This window comes from Pseudoalteromonas sp. 78C3, assembly GCF_002836695.1.
In the GTDB taxonomy this organism is placed as follows: Bacteria; Pseudomonadota; Gammaproteobacteria; order Enterobacterales; family Alteromonadaceae; genus Pseudoalteromonas; species Pseudoalteromonas arctica.
In genome coordinates this window covers 1-20,979 of the sequence record NZ_PJAV01000171.1, presented here as the reverse complement: position 1 = coordinate 20,979, position 20,979 = coordinate 1, and the positions used below count along the sequence as shown (strand labels likewise).

17 protein-coding genes and 1 pseudogene are annotated in these 20,979 nt (G+C 36.8%); 14 read left to right on the top strand and 4 right to left on the bottom strand.

Features of this window, described 5'->3' with window-relative positions; translation table 11 throughout:
* Positions 1–11 precede the first annotated feature (11 nt).
* The 7 genes and pseudogenes from lgt to CXF76_RS17825 all read left to right on the top strand — a co-directional run bounded on the left by lgt (position 12) and on the right by CXF76_RS17825 (position 8,480).
* A complete protein-coding gene (lgt, locus tag CXF76_RS17855) occupies positions 12–815 on the top strand; it encodes a prolipoprotein diacylglyceryl transferase (RefSeq protein ID WP_007583122.1) in 804 nt (267 codons plus the stop codon).
* A 10-nt stretch (positions 816–825) separates the two neighbouring features.
* Positions 826–1,401 (top strand): annotated as a pseudogene (locus CXF76_RS17850) (thymidylate synthase); the annotation flags it as partial.
* Between the two features lie 128 nt (positions 1,402–1,529).
* The gene (locus CXF76_RS17845) at positions 1,530–2,750 is read left to right on the top strand and encodes a tyrosine-type recombinase/integrase (protein ID WP_101164290.1); all 1,221 of its coding nucleotides are present in this window, start codon (positions 1,530–1,532) and stop codon (positions 2,748–2,750) included.
* A gap of 9 nt (positions 2,751–2,759) precedes the next feature.
* Positions 2,760–5,108 carry a site-specific integrase gene (locus CXF76_RS17840; RefSeq protein ID WP_101164289.1) on the top strand — a complete coding sequence of 783 codons (2,349 nt, stop codon included), beginning with the start codon at positions 2,760–2,762 and terminating at the stop codon, positions 5,106–5,108.
* Positions 5,108–7,171, top strand: a complete 2,064-nt coding sequence (locus tag CXF76_RS17835; RefSeq protein ID WP_101164288.1) for a tyrosine-type recombinase/integrase — start codon at positions 5,108–5,110, stop codon at positions 7,169–7,171. Before CXF76_RS17840 ends, CXF76_RS17835 begins: the two co-directional genes overlap by 1 nt.
* Positions 7,171–7,650, top strand: coding sequence for a hypothetical protein (locus tag CXF76_RS17830; RefSeq protein ID WP_101164287.1), 480 nt, complete (start codon positions 7,171–7,173; stop codon positions 7,648–7,650). Before CXF76_RS17835 ends, CXF76_RS17830 begins: the two co-directional genes overlap by 1 nt.
* Complete coding sequence (locus tag CXF76_RS17825; protein ID WP_101164286.1) at positions 7,647–8,480, top strand: thymidylate synthase; 834 nt, start codon at positions 7,647–7,649, stop codon at positions 8,478–8,480. Before CXF76_RS17830 ends, CXF76_RS17825 begins: the two co-directional genes overlap by 4 nt.
* A gap of 506 nt (positions 8,481–8,986) precedes the next feature.
* On the opposite strand, the gene CXF76_RS17820 is transcribed toward CXF76_RS17825, so the two are convergent.
* Together CXF76_RS17820 and CXF76_RS17815 are read right to left on the bottom strand one after the other, a co-directional pair.
* Complete coding sequence (locus CXF76_RS17820) at positions 8,987–10,471, bottom strand: DEAD/DEAH box helicase (protein ID WP_101164285.1); 1,485 nt, start codon at positions 10,469–10,471, stop codon at positions 8,987–8,989.
* Complete coding sequence (locus CXF76_RS17815; RefSeq protein ID WP_101164284.1) at positions 10,458–10,979, bottom strand: hypothetical protein; 522 nt, start codon at positions 10,977–10,979, stop codon at positions 10,458–10,460. Before CXF76_RS17815 ends, CXF76_RS17820 begins: the two co-directional genes overlap by 14 nt.
* A gap of 95 nt (positions 10,980–11,074) precedes the next feature.
* On the opposite strand from CXF76_RS17815, the gene CXF76_RS17810 reads away from it, so the two are divergent.
* From CXF76_RS17810 to CXF76_RS17795, 4 genes are all read left to right on the top strand, one after another.
* Positions 11,075–11,356: a helix-turn-helix domain-containing protein gene (locus CXF76_RS17810; protein ID WP_232785133.1), complete on the top strand. Its 282-nt coding sequence runs from the start codon at positions 11,075–11,077 to the stop codon at positions 11,354–11,356.
* Positions 11,357–11,437: 81 nt separating this feature from the next.
* Positions 11,438–13,174, top strand: a complete 1,737-nt coding sequence (locus CXF76_RS17805) for a type I restriction-modification system subunit M (RefSeq protein WP_101164283.1) — start codon at positions 11,438–11,440, stop codon at positions 13,172–13,174.
* Positions 13,167–14,450 (top strand): restriction endonuclease subunit S, encoded by a 1,284-nt coding sequence (locus CXF76_RS17800; protein WP_101164282.1) that lies wholly within the window; start codon positions 13,167–13,169, stop codon positions 14,448–14,450. The genes CXF76_RS17805 and CXF76_RS17800 overlap by 8 nt, the downstream gene beginning before the upstream one ends.
* 26 nt (positions 14,451–14,476) lie before the next feature.
* Positions 14,477–15,811, top strand: a complete 1,335-nt coding sequence (locus CXF76_RS17795) for a hypothetical protein (protein ID WP_101164281.1) — start codon at positions 14,477–14,479, stop codon at positions 15,809–15,811.
* Positions 15,812–15,855: 44 nt separating this feature from the next.
* Here the strand turns inward: CXF76_RS17795 and CXF76_RS20870 are convergent, their stop codons facing one another.
* Complete coding sequence (locus tag CXF76_RS20870; RefSeq protein WP_269801305.1) at positions 15,856–15,978, bottom strand: hypothetical protein; 123 nt, start codon at positions 15,976–15,978, stop codon at positions 15,856–15,858.
* Positions 15,979–15,980: 2 nt separating this feature from the next.
* On the bottom strand, positions 15,981–16,133 hold the full coding sequence (locus tag CXF76_RS20665; RefSeq protein WP_157823357.1) for a hypothetical protein: 153 nt from the start codon (positions 16,131–16,133) through the stop codon (positions 15,981–15,983).
* 218 nt (positions 16,134–16,351) lie between these two features.
* Here CXF76_RS20665 and CXF76_RS17790 point away from each other — a divergent pair, with 218 nt between their 5' ends.
* From CXF76_RS17790 to CXF76_RS17780, 3 genes are all read left to right on the top strand, one after another.
* The gene (locus CXF76_RS17790; protein ID WP_101164280.1) at positions 16,352–19,387 is read left to right on the top strand and encodes a type I restriction endonuclease subunit R; all 3,036 of its coding nucleotides are present in this window, start codon (positions 16,352–16,354) and stop codon (positions 19,385–19,387) included.
* A gap of 3 nt (positions 19,388–19,390) precedes the next feature.
* Entirely contained in the window at positions 19,391–20,119 is a 729-nt protein-coding gene (locus CXF76_RS17785) for a M48 family metallopeptidase (protein WP_101164279.1), read from the top strand.
* A gap of 81 nt (positions 20,120–20,200) precedes the next feature.
* Entirely contained in the window at positions 20,201–20,524 is a 324-nt protein-coding gene (locus tag CXF76_RS17780) for a hypothetical protein (protein WP_055015339.1), read from the top strand.
* Positions 20,525–20,979: the final 455 nt, after the last annotated feature.

The window sequence follows — 20,979 nt, the reverse complement described above, 5'->3', positions numbered from 1 at the left end:
GTTTATTTTTTATGGCACTTGAGTTTCCTCAAATTGATCCAATTATTTTTTCTGTTGGACCGCTAAGCGTACGTTGGTATGGCTTAATGTACTTAATAGGTTTTGCATTTGCGATGTGGTTTGCTAATCGTCAAGCGTCAAAGCCAAATTCGGGTTGGACTAAAGACCAAGTAAGCGATTTACTGTTTTACGGCATGTTAGGGGTAATACTAGGTGGGCGTATTGGCTACGTATTGTTTTACCAGTTTAGTTATTTTATAGAAAACCCACTGTATTTATTTAGGATAGATCAGGGCGGTATGTCGTTCCATGGTGGAACACTTGGCGTTATAACCGCCGTCGCAATTTTTTCGTGGACGCGTAAAAAGTCACTGCTTCAAGTAGGCGACTTTGTTGCACCACTTGTTCCTGTAGGGCTTTTAGCAGGGCGTATTGGTAACTTTATAAACGGTGAGTTATGGGGCCGAGTTACCGATGTGCCATGGGCAATGGTATTTCCAACGGGCGGTCCGCTTGCGCGTCACCCATCGCAGTTATACGAGGCATTTTTCGAAGGCTTAGTGCTGTTTTTAATCCTGCAATGGTTTATTAAAAAACCACGTCCAGCAGGCAGCGTAGCTGGTGTATTTTTATTAGGTTACGGCGTGTTTAGATTCTGTATTGAATATTTCCGCCAACCCGATGCACAACTAGGTTTATTTGCCGACTTTATTTCAATGGGACAAATATTGTCACTTCCTATGATAGTGGGTGGTTTAGGTTTATTAATTTGGGCATATAAGCAACCACAACACGTTAAAACAGCTAAGGCATAATAAGAAAAGCATGAAACAATATTTAAAATTATGTCAGCGTATTGTTGACGAAGGTCAGTGGGTCGAAAACAAACGTACAGGTACGCGTTGTTTAACCGTTATTAATGCCGATTTAGAATACGATGTGGCTAATAATAAGTTTCCAATGATCACGACGCGCAAAAGTTACTACAAAGCAGCGATTGCTGAGTTACTAGGATATTTACGCGGTTACGACAGCGCTGAGCAGTTTCGTGAGATTGGCTGTAAAACATGGGATGCCAACGCGAACGATAACAACGCATGGCTTAATAACCCTAACCGTAAAGGTGAGGATGACATGGGGCGTGTTTATGGCGTACAAGGCCGTGGTTGGCAACGTCCAGATGGCTCAACGCTTGATCAGCTTTCCAAAGTTATTGATAACTTAAAAAATGGCATTGATGACCGTGGTGAAATAATCACGTTTTATAATCCAGGTGAGTTTGAGCTTGGTTGTTTGCGCCCGTGTATGCATACGCACACTTTTTCACTACTTGGCGATACGCTATACTTAACGTCATACCAGCGAAGCTGTGATGTACCGCTTTTATTACCCTATAATAGAAATGCACAGTATGAGAATGAGGAATTGAAAGATTCCTTTTTTTTATACTATAGTAAATGGAATTCGATACATTAGTTATTCGCATATTACGCTATGGATATTGTGATTTAGGGTGAAATAAGTATTAAATGAGATTTAAAATAGTAGAAGGAGAGCAAATTGATTTAAAGGAATCAGAAGCAGTGATGTCGCTTCCTAAGCATGACCGTCCAAATGAAGAAGTAACAGTAACTGGAGTTGCTGTATTTAACTCAAAACATCAAGTTCTTCCACATATCTCTAATTGGTTGTCAGAAGCATTACGACATGGAAAAACGCCATTAACAACAATATCAACTTACGCAAAAAACCTTTCGTATTTATTTGATTACTTGAACGAGCAAAGTACATTTAAGTATCAGGAGCTCGACAATGCAATACTAGATATTCAAGAGTATAATTTTAATGAATATTTTGCTTATTTAAGTCAAATAAAACGTCTCGCTTCAACGACTATCAGTAACAGAGACGCTACTTTCCAATCCTTCTTTAATGACTATCTTTGTAAGGCTCGAAATAACGGTAAAGCACTTCGTGATGATAATCCATATGATGATGGTTTAATTTATGGGTCTTCAAAGTCTAAGTTAGTTGAAATGTGTAGTTTAGATGAATTAGCTGCACTGATGATGTGCACAAGTCACGAGCGAGAAAAAGTTTTACTGCAATTCATGTATGACACTGGTCTTAGGCGTTCCGAAATCCCTAGAGTTAAAAAAGAACACATTGATACTGCGTTATCTACTGACAAGCAAATGTATATATTAGATGCTCAAACTATTGCAATTCCTTCTGAGTACAAACAAGTATTTGTTGCGGGTTCAAAAGGAAAAAAGCGTCAAATTAATGAAAGATATACACTTACAAGCATTCACACTTTAGCTAGATTGCGACGATATTTTTCAACGCCTGAATATAGGATCAGAGCTAAAAAGTTTGGCTTAGATGCACCCGCATTTCTAAATTCTCATGGTGCACCATACAATTCGGGATCGGTAAGTAAATTTTTAAGCCGTGTATCTGAACGTGCGTTAAAAAAGGGGCTGATAAAGAGAGCGATTCATCCACATATGTTGAGACACGGTTTCGCTGGTTCTGTATTAAGATCTCCGGATTTAGGCGATCATGCTGTTGATAAACTAGTATTGCTTCAGATATGTCTTGGACACGCATATTTGAAAACAACTCAAATCTATACTCAATTACCTTATGAAACCTACGGTAAAATTGCTGGCAATAACGGTGAAATATTAACTCGTTCTCATTTGATGGAGCAGTTGAATGCCCAGACGAAGACTAAAAGGAAGTAGTTATTAATTATGCAAGATCCAAAAGTTAAAATTTTAGAGAATTTCGTAAACGAAATAGATAAAAACCGCGATAAAGTTTGGGGTGTTCCAGTATCTCATATTTCAAAAAAAAATGGATATCTAGCATCCGCATCTTATGCTGAGTTAAGTCGAAATCTTGGTTTATCCCAACAGGGGATCAATTTTGATTTATATAAAGTTAGCGGATACAGTCCTCACCTCGAGAAATTGAATAATATTCTTAAAGAAGAAGGTGTAATCTTAAAAGGTCATATAGCGTCAGCACTGGAAGTCCGCAGAACAACGAAACATTGGTGGAATAACCTAACTACAGATGAAAAGCTTAACGTTAAAACTTTCGGAAATGCAATTCGCTTTAAGGCGTATATTAAGAATTGGCGCGGAGGTAAAGGATACGAAATTGTTAAAGATTGTGGTAAAGAGTTGAACGCTGAACTTTTACAGTTAGGTGGGCTTGATAGCAATTACTTTGCTGTAAAAGACAGAGGTACTCTTCGTGATCAAGAATATAGAAACAAACAACATCAGGCAGTTCAACGCTGGGACGATCTAGCCAAAAAATCACTCAATTCATATAGAGAATTCGTTAATGTTGATAGTTCTGATGAACCATTCGTACAATTAAAACAGTTAGCTGCACTAGTAAGAAAAGGAGCAGCGTCAGTTTCTAGTAAAAATAAACCAAAGGAAGCATTTGTTCATTTATGTAGATTTTTGGAACAAAATAATATTGATCCTAAATCTACCCTACAAGATATTTTAAGTGAGTTTTTGTTAGTTAGATTCCATCAAGACTATGTTATCCCTAAAATGCATAACGGAAATATTGCTCCTAGCAATGCCCCTACAATCATTAGTTCGGTTCGGAAGATGTTGAAACGAGCAACTAAACTAAAAGAGATCAGTTTTCACAGTTTTCATGACGTGGAAGTAAAAACTTTAGGTCGTGTTACAGACACTTATAAGCCTTATTTAAAAAGCGAGCGTCAGGCTGTTACACGCGCTATTCAAACCTCTATTGATGACACAATGGCTTTATTTGAACCATACCAAAAGTCAGGAGTTGGTGAGTATTCTTTAGGCGACAATGGTTTCATTAAACCGGGTTTTTCTAATATTGAAAATGCAAGATACTTGTTTGAAAATCATTTAAATTGCATACCAACTTCTTTTAATGGTGCTCAAACTCTAGAAGAAAAGGGGTTCTTAAAAATAATAGAGAAGCTAGACATGGGGTTGCACGAAGTGTATAGAAGTTGGGGTGTACCTTCCATTATAGATGCAGACACTATTGCTCCTTTCGTCTATAGACTTGCGCAAATTACAGGAATGAATGCAGACCCATTGTTTGATATTTATGTTGATGATTTTGTGATTTCACACGAAACAACGCAAAAGCCATGTTTGAGATATTGGAAAGAAAGAAGCTCTGGAGGTAAACAACTCCATCTTGATCTTTTTGAAGCTAAGCTTCAGTGGTTATCAAAAAAGCAAAGCGAAGAAGTAAAGGAAGTATTCGAGAACGTCATTAGAATTACTGAGAGCATCCGCAAAGATGCTCCGGAACATGTTAAAGATAAGTTGTTTATGTATAAGAGTACAGGTCAAACAACTCACGGTGAAATTAAATCTTTTTCCGATTTAAAAGGAAAAACCACCTCTATTTATTCTAACTTCGTAGCAAAACATGATTTAAAGTCTGAAAGTGGTGAGCCACTGGTATTCACTACTAGTCGATTTAGACCAACATTCGTTAGTGAATTATTGGAAGCAGGTGTCAGTATTAGAGAAATCCAATTAATGCTGGGCCATTCAAACATTGAAACAACTATGAATTATTTGGACAAGTTAGACTTTAATCGCATAGCTAGAGAAAAGTTAACTGATGCAATTAGCAAAATTCATAATCGTATTTTTGTTAAAGCTGATGATGAAGCTTCTAATAAATTTTTAGACAATCCGGATAAAGTAATTTTTACAACCCCACTTGGGGGCTGCTCAAATATATTCTCGCCACCAGATTTTGTTAAGAAAGTGTCAGGATTTAAGAAGGGAAGCCCTTGCTCTCAATACAATAAATGCCTGTCATGTGAAAATGTAATGATAACTGTCGATAAGCTACCTATGCTTTTTGCAATGAAGAGAGATTACATGCTCTTGATGCAAAGAAATCGAATTATGGATACTCCTCATGGTTATGTAATTGAAGAAAACTTATGTCTGTTAGATGAGATTATTAATCCTAAGAAGTCTGACTTTGATGCAGAAGTTCTGTTTAGAGCGGAGAAACTCGCACAATTTGAAGAAACAGCAGTCATTGATGGAGTAACAGTATAATGGAAAATTACAACATCGACGCAAGCGTGTCATTAGTTAAAAGCTTCGCTCAAAATAAAACTGTTTTGATTCCAATTATTGAACAATTCAATGAACTTAAAAATGATATGGAATTGCCAGCAACCGTCAGTTGGTTGCCTAGTTTGTTAAATTTACAAGTCACAAAGAAAAGTCAGTTTCATGAGAATGTCTGGGACTATAACGAGGACTACCTTAATCCTCCTAAATCAGTTCAGGGGGCTAAGCTTCGAATTAACTTTAATGATTATCCCTGCATTCCTAATTTTGTTATGACAGAGATCAAGTGCCTTCTTCACATGTGCGTCTTAACTCCTATGGCCTTTAAGAAAACGAAGGTCAAGAAAGAAGACCGAATTTCAACTAGACCAAATACAGTGATAGCTCATTTCGAGGCTGGCTTAAGGTATATCGATAAAGTCTTTCAAGACTTAAGCTCTTTAGGCCAAGAATTCATAAATGAGCGTTTTCAAAGTCTGACTGATGTTTTGGATAACGACTTTAGAACAACTGCAAAATGTTTCGAGTATGTTGCAGGCAATGAATTGAGAAAGTTTCTCTATTATTTGACTCATCCATATACTAAAAATATATTAGGTTCTTGCATTGAAGTTGATTTTGAGTCAATGGAGTGGCCTGAACATAAACAAAAACAGAGAGAAGCTAAGCGATATTTTGCAAACGAAGATTTTGAAAAATTGGCTCTTCATTCCACTTTTACAGTGATTGATTTTTTAACTCGATTATCTAAGGATGTTGAAGATAAAACCGCGTTAAAACATTTTAATGCTTTCAATAAGAGGCGCGATTTAAACTTTAATTTTAATGAAAGCACTCTTAATGATTATATTTTATTAAGATTATGGTCTAAAGGTTACTCTCAAGGCTTCATTGCTTCTAAATGTCATGTCCCTAGAGAATTTTGTGATCCCTTTGGTAACTTATATCCGCACAGAGAAGTCCGAAATATTATGAATGGTAAGCATAATATTCGGCACTTCGATCATGTTAGGAACTATATTAACCAAGTCTATTACTCTTCGGCAATTATAACTGCTCTGTTGACTGGTATGAGACCTGAAGAGTTGAGTGAAATCAGAATTAGTAGTTGTTTGGTTGTGCATGAGGGCTATGACGTTTTAGTTTCAAATGTTAAAAAAAATGATTTTGAGAACTTAAAATTATTTGATGATAAATGGGTTGCGATAGCGATCATTAAAGATGCTATCAAAGCAGCTTCAATGATTTCACCCTTAAAAAATAACGACTTCCTATTTAGTAACGTGAATACAGTTTCACCAACAAAAGCTGCAACCAACATGAGCTCATCGGGAATTAAGCACTTTATTGATAACTACTTAAATGTTGTTTTAGGAAAAGAACGAACTAAGTCAATTAAATTCAATTCTTATATGTTTCGACATTCTTTAGCATATCAACTACACCGAATAGAGCTTGGGTTGCCGTTTATTTCTTTTCAATTGAAACACGTAGTTGATAGGGTTGGCAAGTACACAAGTTTTGGAAGTTCAAGTGGCACGACATTGGGCTATGGTGAAATAGCTGAAAATATAATTGCTAATAAGTCGATGAATAAATCAATTAGACGTGATGCTGAAGTTGAGCGAATTAAAACGGTTATGGACCCCGATGGGGTTTATGTTGGCCCCAACGCTAAAGAACACAAAGTCAGATTAAATAAGGTTTTTCAAGGTTATATGGAAGTAGGGTATACCAAGGATGAAATTTTTGACGCTATGGCCGATCAAGGAATGGCAGTTATTAATGTTGGAACCGGATTTTGTTTTGGTGGAATGGAAGACTATGACGAAAGTATCCCTTGTATTGGCTCCCTTAGGTGCAACCCAATAAGATGTAAAAATGCCATAGTTGGAAAAGCAAATATCCCTAAATGGAAAGAGGTTTACGCGTCTAATACCGCCTTACTTGGTAAAGATGGATACGAAGATAGAAAGAGCCAGCTTCTCGAAGCTATAGAAGAAGCTAAACAGGTTTTAATTTATCTCGGAGAGGCTGTAGATTGATGAGCACACAAGCCTATGATGAGAAAAATCAGCTCGATTATGATGAGTACACTCGTAGATTAAATAATGCCCTCGATGAAATAAGTAAAAACACTAAATTGAAGGCTACGATCAGTGAAGTTGCTCGACTGTCGGGGGTAGGTAGAAATACAGTTGCTGATAGAGAGTTTCCAAAAGAAAGACTTAAGGAAATAAAAGATCAAAGGAAACGAAAGACCCTCGACGATAAAAAACAAAAACGAACTGAACTGGAAATTATTACAGAAGAACGTGATAAAATAGCAACAGAAGTTGTTCTTTGGTTTTCTAAATACTCAATAGCTAAAAGGGACAGTGATTCCTATGAAATACAGTTAAAACGAGCATTAGAGTCAGGCGAATTTTACAAGCGAGAATTCGATAGACAGAAAAATCTAATAAATGCTCTAGAAGCTAAAAATGAACAACTTAATGAATTAATAAGAGACTTAAATAAATGAAATCATACTTAGATTTACTCAAAGATGTACTGGAAAGTGGCACGCAAAAAGGTGACAGAACTGGTACTGGAACAACTTCTGTTTTTGGCCGCCAAATTAGACATGATCTTTCAAAAGGTTTTCCGCTACTAACTACCAAGAAACTCCACTTTAAAAGTATAGCGAATGAACTAATTTGGTTTTTGAATGGTGACACAAACAATAATTGGTTAAATGAAAATGGCGTGAAAATTTGGGATGAGTGGGCCTTAGAAGATGGTTCATTAGGACCAATCTATGGTGCACAGTGGACAGCTTGGCCTACAAAAGAAGGTGGTACAATAAATCAAATTGACTACGTAATTGATACGCTTAAAAACAATCCAAATAGTCGAAGAATACTATTTCACGGGTGGAATGTTGAATATTTACCAGATGAGACTGTCAGCCCACACGAAAATGTACAGAACGGAAAGATGGCGCTTCCACCTTGCCATTTATTATATCAATTCTATGTAGCTAACGGAAAGCTCTCAGGTCAGCTTTATATCAGAAGTTCAGACATATTTTTAGGTCTTCCATATAATATTGCTAGTCTATCATTGCTCGTACATATGCTCTGCCAACAATGTGATCTTGAACCAGGTGAAGTGATTGTAAGCTTTGGTGACTTACATGCCTATTCTAATCACATGGAGCAAATTCAAGAGCAAATGTCTCGTGAGGCTAAACCTCTACCCGAACTTAAGATAATTAGAAAACCTGACTCTATTTATGATTATAAGTTTGAAGACTTTGAAATCGTCGGTTATGACGCACATCCAAATATTAAAGCGCCTGTGGCTATTTAATGTCTTAATTTTGGTAAATCATCATGGACAAAATTTTGAGTTTACTTTTGTCCATGAACATAAATCTAATATCAGCCTTATCTTCAGCTCTTAAGCAAGGTGAACAAATATTAATACTGATGCCTTCTTACCTAACAATGACGGTGGTCAATTAAAAGTTTTGCTAAATAAGGCTTAGATAAGATTACGTTTTTTTCTGGACAACATAAAAGCAATTTTTTTTGTTAAACCCTTTTGTTTTATCTAAGTGGCATGGAGCTCCTTACTTTCCCACAAAATAATGTGATGTTTTCGATATATAGCGATAGTTGTCAAAGCTAGTAATTTTAATTGGTGGTGACGAATTAGGTAGCTGCGCTTTCTCCATGCTTGGGTCCCCAAGTTATTGACCACTACACAAGGGCTTATTTAATTTCTCAAGTTATCTTTGTTAGTAGCTTTCTAGCGAAAGCTGGGAAGTCCACACATCCTCTAACGCTCAAATATACGATTTAACTTTAAAGTTTCTAAATGAACAATCTATTCAATTGCTCTAACTTCGCATGCGCTTCATCTGAAATATCAAAGAGTAATAATTCATCCAACCCTTCAGGTTTGATAGGTCTGTGGTTAAAATCACCATTCAGGATTAGGTTATTTGCAACTTTAGCCAAAGGTGTTTTTGAATTATTTTTGAGGTTTGTTTCAGCCGTTTTTTCATTATTAATTAATCTATCTAAATTAATATTAAACAAATCACCTTCCTCTGCTAAAACTTTAGGTGGGCTATCTAGTGGTTCGAGCACAATACTTTTTTCATTCTCAATTTCAATATCAAAAATTTTAACTTTGCCTAATTCACCAGGAACGTCCTCTGCAACACGTAATGCAAAATCAATTAAGTTAGGCTCAGCTGGCATAAACATAAATGCATCTTGGTTACCTGAATCAGTCATACGCAGAATACGCCCTAATATTTGCCTAAAATACAGTTCTGTACGGTAATTTGTTAAGTTACAGCATACTTGTAACCGAGGAATATTAGTGCCTTCACTCACCATTCCAACACTAATTAGCCACTCACTATCGCTTTGCCTAAATTGCTTTATGATTTTGTCGGGCTCACTTTCGCTGCTAGTAACAATAATCGCATTACTGTTGAACTTGCTACGCATTATCGTATTGATTACATGAGCATGTGAGATTGATGAAGCCACAATTAACCCTCCAGCCCTAGGGTTAATACTTCTAATCTCATTTAGTTTATTAGTAGCTCTAAGGAGCAAATTTTCAATAACTAATTCGTTAGTAACAAGCTCAGAGTATGAAATAACTTTTGCCTTAAGCAATTCAAAAAAATTAGTAAAGGTCGTTGTTTCTTCGGATTTTGTTAAAGTAATTTTATTATTATCTAACGCAATTATTTGCGGCACTCGGCATACTTTATCTGATATAGCTTCTTTTAACCCGTACACATAATCACAGTTTATTTGGCCAGACTCATTACAGTAATTTGATAATGCTATTGGCAAGGAATCAGATCGCCAAGGCGTACCAGTCAGCGAGAGTGTAAATGCAGCCTTTTCTTTAATTAAATTGAGGATAGGGCTTCCCCAGGAGTTAGCATCTTCAATTGAAGAGCCCGCACAGTGGTGTATTTCATCAAATATTACAAAAACTCTATATTGCTCAAATAATTGCCATACATTTTCATTTAATGTGTTTAGCGCTTGATATGTGTATGAATCACCAAGCGCACCAATCGAACCATCAAATCGAGCATTAAATTGCTGAGATAACTCATCGGCAAAATCAGCAGAAACAACAGACGAAGGAGAAAAACAGAGTATGATATCTACAAGCTTTTCATCATATAATCTTTTTGCTAATACCGAGGCCATCACGGTTTTTCCGGCCCCAGGTGTAGCTAATGTTAAAAAGTGCTTAACGGTGCTTTTGTACTTTGCTAGCGCTATTTTTATACATTTTTGTTGCCAATTACGTAGCCGCATCTAGATTGCCTTGTTCAGTTATATTTTCTAAAAGTATATTCAAAGCAGCAATTCGGCCTTTTAAATTTTGTTGTCGTTCTTGGGCAATTAAATATTGCCGTTTAAATAGCGTTTGATGTTGTGGATGTTTATTCCAAAGATTTATATAAGTTTCGAGCGTGCCTATACACTGCAATAATGCGTTATTGCATTCACTTAGTTCCTTTTGGCAATCGGCTTTAAAGTTACTCACATTTGGCACAGAGGATTGAGTAGGGATAATTTTACTTGGCTCAAAATAACGTGTTTTTGTGTAAGTCGTTATCTTTCTATTTAAAGATGTCGATGAATGTAACCAACCTTTGCATACAAGTTTATTAAGCTGTGCGTAAACAAGCTTTCTAATTTTTACAGGGTCAAGTGTTTGATCTTGATGTAGAGCTATGTACGCAGTTCTAACTTCTACTACAGTAAAGCGATCAATATTACGCTTGCATATAATGGTTTTAATTAAGGGATCTAGCTTCATTGACAACTTAAACAAATTTAATTGATAGAAAGGTTCATTTATTGATATATATGTAAATAAGTTTCATTATATGTCATGGGTTGGCAGGCTGCAATATGGGATTATTTACACTTTGCCTGTGGATATTAGCAATGCAGCCCATACAAACGCTGATTGGTATGAATATAAAATTAGCGCGAACAAAATGCTCAATACCTCAAGCTGAGCTAGCTAATAAACTCGGTATTGAGGCAAGCTACTTAAGCCGTATTGAAAAAGGCCGAGTGCCTGTTTCTTGTGAGCGAATTTATCAAATAATTAAAATACTAAACTGTGGACTAGAAGAGATTTTCCCAGACCCATCAGAAGTAGATATACAGCTAAGCAAAAATAAGTAATTGCAGTATTAATCAAAGCTTTTCATTTAATCGCTTAATGACGGAATTTAAGCAATAAATACAAACGGAATAAAAACCAACATGACTCAAATTACTCTCCAACAATTAGAATCTTTCCTATGGGAAACTGCCGATATTTTACGTGGCAACATGGATGCTTCAGAATTTAAAGATTACATATTCGGGATGATGTTTTTAAAACGTCTTTCAGACTCGTTTGATGAAGCACAAGAAACCGTAATCCAGCATTATTTATCCACCGGTAAAACAGAGGCACAAGCAAAAGAGCTATCGCAAGATGAAGACGAATACGACAGCACCTTTTATATCCCTGAAAACGCGCGTTGGAGCGTTTTAAAGGACTTAAAGCACGACATAGGTGCAATGCTTAATAAAGCGACAGAAGCCATTGAGGAGCACAACAGCTCGCTTGAAGGCGTGTTAGTAAGCATCGATTTTAATATAAAAAACAAACTGTCTGATGCCAAACTACGTGACTTGCTCTCTCACTTTAGTAAACACCGCTTGCGTAACAGTGATTTTGAACGTCCTGATTTATTAGGTACGGCTTACGAGTACTTAATTAAAATGTTTGCTGATTCGTCTGGCAAAAAAGGGGGCGAGTTTTATACCCCAAGCGAGGTGGTACAGCTGCTTGTATCACTACTAGAGCCCAAAGCAGGTATGCGTGTATACGACCCTACCGCAGGCTCCGGAGGTATGTTGGTGCAAACACGTAATTACTTAGCGTCTCACGGTCAAAACCCATCTAACTTATCGCTTGCTGGGCAAGAGATGAACCTAAATACGTGGGCTATTTGTAAAATGAATATGTTTTTACATGGCGTATTTAGTGCCGACATTCGTAAAGGCGACACCTTACGAGATCCACAGCATACCGAGCATGGTCAACTCATGACCTTCGACCGCGTTATTGCAAACCCGCCATTTAGTTTAAAAAAATGGGGTAAAGAAGAGTGCGATAACGACGGCTACGGGCGCTTTCCATATGGTACACCACCAAAAGACGCAGGAGACTTAGCGTTTGTACAACACATGATTGCCTCATTAAACGATGAAGGCATGGCCGGCATAGTCATGCCACATGGTGTTTTATTCCGTGGTTCAAGTGAAAAGGCAGTTCGCCAAGGCATATTAGAAGACGACTTACTAGAAGCCGTTGTAGGACTACCTTCAGGCTTATTTTACGGCACGGGTATACCTGCCTGTTTATTAATTATTAATAAAAACAAAACCGCGATACGTAAAAACAAAGTGTTATTTATTAACTCAGAACTTGAGTTTGAAGAAGGTAAAAACCAAAACAAGCTACGCCCACAAGATATTGAAAAAATTATCGCTACATTTCATGATTATCAAGATATAAAACGTTACGCCAAAGTAGTCAATATTAGCGAGATTAAAGAAAACGACTTTAACTTAAACATTAGGCGCTACGCAGATACCTCACCACCACCCGAAATTTTTGACGTGCGTGCAATATTGCACGGCGGTATTCCTGTACGCGAAGTTGAAAGTGAATACATTCGAGAAGAAATACTGCAAGATTTTGACGTTACAACGGTATTCGATAAACGCGATGAAAACTACTTTGTATTTAAAGCACAGTTTACTTCTAAAGAGCAAATTAGATCTTTTCTTGCAGAGAATATTATTGATGAAGTTGAAGCAGCTGTTATTACACAACTAGAACGTTGGTGGGATAAATATCAAATATCGTTACATGAGCTTGATGAGCAAGTGACCAGTGCTGAAGTTGAAATGAAAGGCTACCTAAAGGAATTAGGTTATGAGTAATAAGATACCTGTTGATTGGGTCGAAGAAACGCTGGGAACATTTATTTCAAACTCTATGGCTGGAGAGTGGGGTAATGAAGCCGTCGGTGATAAGAATGATATACCAATTCTAAGAGCTACGAATTTTAGTGAAAGTGGGGCTATCGATTATACAAAGTTAGCTTTTCGTAATGTTGATGAGAAAAAAATACAGCAAAAACTACTACAGCGCGGGGATATTGTACTTGAAAAGTCAGGTGGAAGTCCGACTCAACCCGTTGGCAGGGTGATATATTTTAATAGTACAAAACCTTTCTTATATTCAAATTTTACCCAAAAGCTAATTCCATCTGAAAAATGCGATAGTAAATACCTATTTTATAAATTTTATTTTGAGTATCAGAACAAAACAGTTTTGAAATTTCAACAGCAAACAACAGGGATTATTAATTTTCAACTGAAAGAATACCTGTTGTATAAAACGACTTTCCCTCCACTTTATGAACAACAAAAAATAGCCAAAATCCTCACTTCTGTTGATGAAGTGATTGAAAAAACACATGCGCAAATCGATAAATTAAAAGATCTCAAAACAGGCATGATGCAAGAGTTGCTAACCAACGGCATCGGCCACACTGAATTTAAAGACTCATCCGTTGGCAGAATCCCTGCTGATTGGGAGGTTGTTACTTTTTCTTATGTTCTCAAAAAAATAGATTCAGGTTGGAGTCCCAGCTGCACTGAAGTGCCTCCCGCGATCGGTAAATGGGGAGTCTTGAAGGTTAGTTCTGTAACAAGGGGGGAGTTTTTAGAAATCCAATCAAAGGAGCTACCACCACTATTAGAGCCAAAACACCATATCCAAGTAAATAAAGGAGATATTTTACTTACAAGGGCTAACGGTGTGGCTGATTTAGTTGGAAAGTGCGTCATGGTTCGTGAAGAGCCAAAAAGAAAGCTGATGATGTCAGATAAGCTACTTAGGCTAATACCTAATGAAAATATTGATTCAGAATTCTTATTACATTCATTTAATTCAGAAAGAAATAGAAAGCAAATTGAACTAAGTTGGGGTGGCTCAAGCGGCCAAAAAAATATTAGTCAAGTTGATATTAAGTCTTATAAGTTAGCATTACCAACACTTAAAGAGCAAAAAAGTATTTCTAAAAACATTACTAATATTGAGCGTTCTATTTTTATAAAAAATAAAAAAATGGATAGTTTAAAAAACTTAAAAAAAGCCCTAATGCAAGATTTACTCACCGGCAAAGTACGCGTCAAAGTAGATAGTGAATAGTAAAAAGTAGTCAAGGACGACAAGCAATGAACACCACTGATACCAAGCAACTAAAAGATAATGGCACTTCGTTGGATCAATTTCACGAAGATTTGAAAAGTACTGCTGATGAAAATAATAAAGTTAAATTTATAGAGCAGGTTTCACCCTCTTTTTACTTACCCCCTTTAAGTGAGTTTTATACGCTGATTGGCTTTATAAAAAATAAAAAGCAGTTGTTTGAATTTTTTGAAACTACATATAAAACACCATTAAAATTATCTCAGAGCAGTCGGTATGACTTATTTAATAAAGGCGTTGGCTTAAGAAGCATTGGCAAAATAGTTCACTGGATTAAATTAATTCCTTTTCCATTAGCTAAATTATTAAATAGAAGATTATTAGTTAAAGCGAGGCGTAGTGATAGAGCAGGCTCTAATGCTGGAGAGTGGTATTCTGCGCTGAATGGATTTAAATGTAGCTCATTTTACTATAGCGATATTAATAAAAATGAATTCGATTTATTGTTTAACTTTATAGAGCACCGTTGCAATATCGAAGTAAGCTTTTTGTTGGATATTAAAAAAGAGGTTAAAGCGGGTAAATTAAAATCGCTTGATATGGAAGCTGCATGGAAAACTCAATATCCTTTATGGGAACACAATCCATATATACCTAAAGGCACCATCGAAGATATGGGTAAATTAGCATTGCTACATTCCCAAAAAAAGAGCTTAAGCGAAAAACAAAAACTTACTTTTTTTGAAGGCTATTTTTACTTAATTTTTGATTTTTACTTAGAAGCAATAACCCACTATGAGGTAGGTTGCAGGATTGCTTATGGTTCGAGTAAAGAGAAAATTGAAAATCAACTCGGCATGATTACAAATGCAATAAACGCTTATGCTACTGATGAAACAATTAATACGTGTTTTTCAGGTATGTTAAAGGAGCTTAAGGAGGCTGTATCTGAACTTGTGGGTGATACAGGCTATAGACAGCTTGCAAGCTTTATTGAAATAGAAGAAGCAGCTCCGCATCAATCCGCCGAATCATTAGAGAACAGGCAATACAACCAGTTTAAAGATTGGCGAAAAGGTATTAATTTACCGAGTGATAAAAAGTTAACCGTATTTTTAGACAATTTAGATACATACGCGAATGCATCTAGTGGCTACCTCACCTTTGATATGTGCAAAATAGTAATGGCTGTTGATAAACTTATTGCTGAAAAACTAGCTCAAACAAAAAATGAAACCGCCACTCAAGAAGAGATAGAAATAATAATTAAAAAAGTGCTTTCTAATATTCCTAGTTATTACAGAGCTAATTTAAAGGCTGGGCTTGAAATGCAACAGCCAGTAATGAATTTTAAAAATTAAATTACTAGCTGTTGGTGTGGCTAACTTAGTAAAGACTAAATAATTTATTCATCATCTAATTGTTCTTCCCAGTCATCTGGGCGTTCGTCTTCACCACGACTTTGCCAATAGGCATCGTTTTCAGGGTTAAGTTGGTCAGCGCGGTTATCAATATCATGTTGAGACATAATTATATTACTCCGTTATTTTTGTTTTTTGCTGCCGCTCTTTGTGCCTTTGCTGCAAAGCTGCCTTTTTCAACTTTACCATCATTCGCTTTTGCTTCTTGGCGTTGAATTCTGCGGGCTGCGTCAGTTGTCATTGGGGTTTTGTTGGTGCTCATGTGCACACTCCTTATATAGTTAATGATTATTAACAGAAGCCTCTGTTAACGAGGTGCATTATGCATTGAAGAATAAGCCCTGGGATGGGGGGGAAACCGTCCAAAATCATTTTTTATTAAAACAACTATTAATTTTTATAAGTATCTTTAATATAAGGGAATATTAGCTATATCGAATTTTATAAGTATCTATAAAAAGTAAACGCACTGGGAAAAGTATGAATCAGGATGAATTAAACAAGGTAGAGCTTCCGGCAATAGCGCAGTTACAGCAACTGGGCTGGAAGTATATTAATGGATTAAACCTTTCTCCAGAAGCGGGGGTTAGGCCTTATAACCGTGATGTTGTGCTTGTAGGGCAACTAAACGCGGCCATTAAGCGCATTAATCCTTGGATAAGCGATGAGAACTTAAAAAAAGTATCGCGTGAAGTTACTCACCCTCTTTTTGCTGGTTTAATGGAATACAACCACGCCTTTTACAAAACGTTAGTTAACTACCAATCAGTAGAGCAAGATTTAGGTAAAGGCCGTAAAGGACAAACCGTTAAAATTATTGATTTTGACAATATAAATAACAACGAGTTTATTTGTACTAATCAGTTCAAGGTTGAAGGTGTTAACCAAAATATAATCCCTGATATTGTGTGTTTTGTTAATGGTATTCCACTTGCAGTTATTGAGTGTAAATCACCTTATATAACAAGCCCTATGAGCGATGGGATTAACCAGTTAAGACGTTATGCTAATTTACGCCACCCCAACGATGACGAAGGCGCTGAAAAGTTATTTTGGTATAACCAACTTATGGTATCTACCTGTAGAGACCAAGCTAAAGTAGGCACTATTAGCTCAAGCTCTCAGCACTATGGTGACTGGAAAGACGCTTACCCGTTTACAGATAAAGAACTTATTGTAGAAAATGGCACTGAAGGTGTTACTGCACAACAGCGTTTATTAGCCGGCATGTTTAACCGAGAAGGTTTTTTAGACCTATTACAAAACTTTGTTATTTACGAAACCGTTGACGGCCGTTTAATTAAAAAAGTAGCACGTTATCAGCAATACAGAGCCGTAAATAAAGTAATTGAACGCCTTAAAAATGGCGAAACCCGTAGAGATAAATCGGGCGTTGTTTGGCATACACAAGGCTCTGGTAAGTCACTTACAATGGTTATGCTTGCAGTTAAAATGCGAAGAGATGCAGAGCTACAGCAATACAAGCTTGTATTTGTAACTGACCGTACTCAACTAGACGAGCAGCTTTCATCTACGTTCAGGGACGCACAAGGTGAAACGGTTTATAACGCATCGACTGTTGCTAAATTAAGAGAGCTTTTGAAAAAAGATTCATCTGATTTAGTAACTGCAATGGTACAAAAATTTCAGGAAGCTGAAAAAGAAGCTGCTAACGGCGACCCCGATAAAACATTTACAGATTTAAACACCAGCGAAAAAATTATAGTACTTGCCGATGAAGCACACCGCACGCAGTTTGGTGGGCTAGCAATGGTAATTAATGCTGCTTTGCCTAAGGCGCCTAAAATTGGCTTTACGGGAACCCCCCTGCTTAAAACTCAAAAAATGGGGCAAGCGTTTGGTGGGTATATTGACCAATACAAAATTAATGAAGCGGTTGAAGATGGCGCTACAGTAAGAATACTTTATGAAGGTAGAGAGGTAATTACTGATGTGTCGGGTAAGTCTCTCGATAAACTTTTTGAAGAGTACTTTGGTGATTATACTAAAGAAGAACAACGCGAAATTAAGAAGAAATATGGTGTTGAGCGAGCTGTACGTGAAGCCCCTGCACGTATTCGATGGGTATGTATAGATTTACTAAAACATTACCGCGAGCACATTCAGCCCGATGGTTTTAAAGCCATGATAGTAACCGGTAGCCGCCATGCTGCTGCACTTTATAAAAAAACGTTAGATGAGTTAGGTGCTCCACCATCTGAAGTGATTATTTCAGGCGATCATAATGATGAAACTTACATATCGCAGTACACCGATAAAGTTAAACAAAAAAAAGCGATTGATAACTTCCCTAAGCCATTGAGTGAAAACCCGACTGCATTTTTAATTGTTAAAGACATGCTATTAACGGGCTTTGACGCGCCAATAGCACAAGTAATGTATATAGACCGCAAACTACAAGACCATACTTTAATGCAGGCTATAGCCCGCGTTAACAGAACATATAAAGGTAAAACCTGTGGCTTTGTGGTTGACTACTATGGGCTTTCGCAGCATTTAACTGATGCGCTGGATATGTTTACCAGCGATGATGTAGACGGTACTTTTCAGTCATTAAAAGATGAAATTCCTAAACTAAAAGCGGCCCATACTGTTGCTATGAGCTTTTTTAAAGGTGTACTTGTAAATGGCAAGGCTAGCACTGACGTTGATGACTATGTGCTGGTTTTAAAAGACGAAGCAATAAGATCGCAATTTGAAATGGCGTTTAAGCGTTTTGCTAAACAGATGAACGTTATTTTACCCGATAAGGCAGCGTCGCCTTTTATTAAAGATTTAACCTTTTTAGGTAAAGTACTAAATGCAGCAAGAGTACGCTACCGTGAGGAAGGGCTTGATTTATCGGGCGTTGGCGAAAAGGTGAGACAACTAGTTGATGAGCACATTATCAGCACGGGAGTTGACCCTAAAATCCCTCCTGTGGATTTATTAGCAGCCAACTTTAAAGATAAACTTAAAGAGGTTAAATCAACCGAATCAAAAGCCTCTGAAGTTGAAAGTGCCATTAAGCACCATATTACCGTTAACCTTGAAGAAGACCCTGAATACTATAAATCACTAAGCTTGAGGCTGAGAGATATTATTGTGAAGAATGCAGGCAACTGGGAACACCAGTTAGAGCTGCTACTTGATATGGTTGATAACATTGAGAGTGAGCACAAAAAAGCAGCCCAAGATATTGGTTTATCAGAAACCGAATACGCCTTTTATAATATTTTAACCGCTGAAGTATCGCAGGTAGCTGAAAATAAAGGCGGCTATGTTATTGATGAAACAGTAATGGAAGAAGTAAAAGCGACTACGCAAACATTGGTTAATACTTTTGATGAAGCGACTCAAATTGTTGATTTTTTCAATAAGCAGGATGAAGTAAAACGAATGAAAAAAGAGATTAAACGCGCCATTATCGACCAATCATTCGGTGAACCTAGTTTGGTTAAAGTAGTACAGGAGCGCTTTATGGAACTTGGTAAAACCAAGTTTGATAAGCGTTAATTTATGACTAAGTCTTTAGCAGAAGAAAGCACACAAGAGTACTTAGAAAGTAATGGGTTTACCGCCCTTATAAAACGTACCAATCGCACTAAAACAGCTTCTATAACTGTTGAAAGCGGTGAAGTATGCGTTGTGGTGCCCCATGCTTTAGACAATGAAAGAATAATTAAGCTACTCAAAGATAAAAGGCAGTGGATAAAAGAAAAAATAGCCCTTCATTATGAAGCTCAGCCTAAGAGCAATAAAGAGTTTGTTTCTGGCGAGTGTTTTTCATATCTTGGCCGCAATTATCGCTTAAAAGTAAATCAAGGGTATTATAAACCGGCAAAATTGATTAATGGCCGCTTTAGTGTGACCTTATTTGCTGGTGCTAATAACGCAGAGTTAATTAAAGAGTCATTACTTGCTTGGTACGAAAAGCACGCTGAGAGTAAGTTTAACGAAAAAGTAAAACGTTACGCCGATATAATGAATGTTAAATATAACTCGGTAGGTATTAAGAATTATAAAAGCCGCTGGGGTAGCTGTACTGCTGAAGGTGATATTACCTTTAACTGGAAAGTAATAATGGCTCCTAACCGCATTGTGGACTACGTAGTGGTGCATGAACTTTGCCATTTAATATACCATGACCATTCTCCAAAGTTTTGGCGAGAAGTAGAGCGCTTTATGCCTGATTATTTAGAGTGTAAAGAATGGTTAAAGCACAATGGAGCCAGGTTAGAACTCTAAGGTGGTTTACTTAGTTCCTAATATAAAAAATTTTATACGCTGTAAGTACTTAATTTAAATATACAAAGAGATATAGTAACTATGAAACACAAACCAGAGGGCTGGGTAGTTTTAATATATCAATCAGCTGACGATGTAACGCGGTATGCCATTTTTTGCTCTTGGAAGGGTAATGATATTTGGAGAGTAAGCTCTGGCTCTAAGGCTTTACCTGATTTATCACCATGCGGAAAATACTGGATTTGGCCTCAAAAATCAGGCTCAATCTATGAACTGCCAATTGATGGGGAAAATGGTTACACATTTTATACCGGCGCAGTTTTAGATAACTTATTAGCAAATGGGTATAGCGACGGAACGAAAGTTAAGCGTATCGCTTTGAATGATATTTTGAATGTAGGCTAAGCCTGAGTTAGTACACAAGATTTTGTAATAGATTTATATTATCAACGTTAGCTTTTAGTGCATTCATTTATTAGCTTTTAGTGCATTCATTTATTAGCTTTTACCTGTGCTTACTTAAAGTTTTTAAATATGTGACGTTATGCAAAGCCCATTATCTTCAAAAGTAAAAAAATAGACTGAAGAATCCGTATTGAATCCAACTCAAATGACTAATGTACTAAACATAATACCTACTATTAAAAATAATTTTTTATACATAAACTTCAAGTAAATATATTAAGTCAAAACCATTGCTCTTCACTTTGGGTATCACATTAGTGAACGTGTGCTCTTGGCACTGAGCTCAACTTCGGCAAAGTGCGAGAAACAGGCGGTAGCTCAAGCACGTTTTTGGACATAAATGAGTTAGAGCCGAAGGACGGCTCTGTGCCATAAGCCGACCTTGAGACACATAA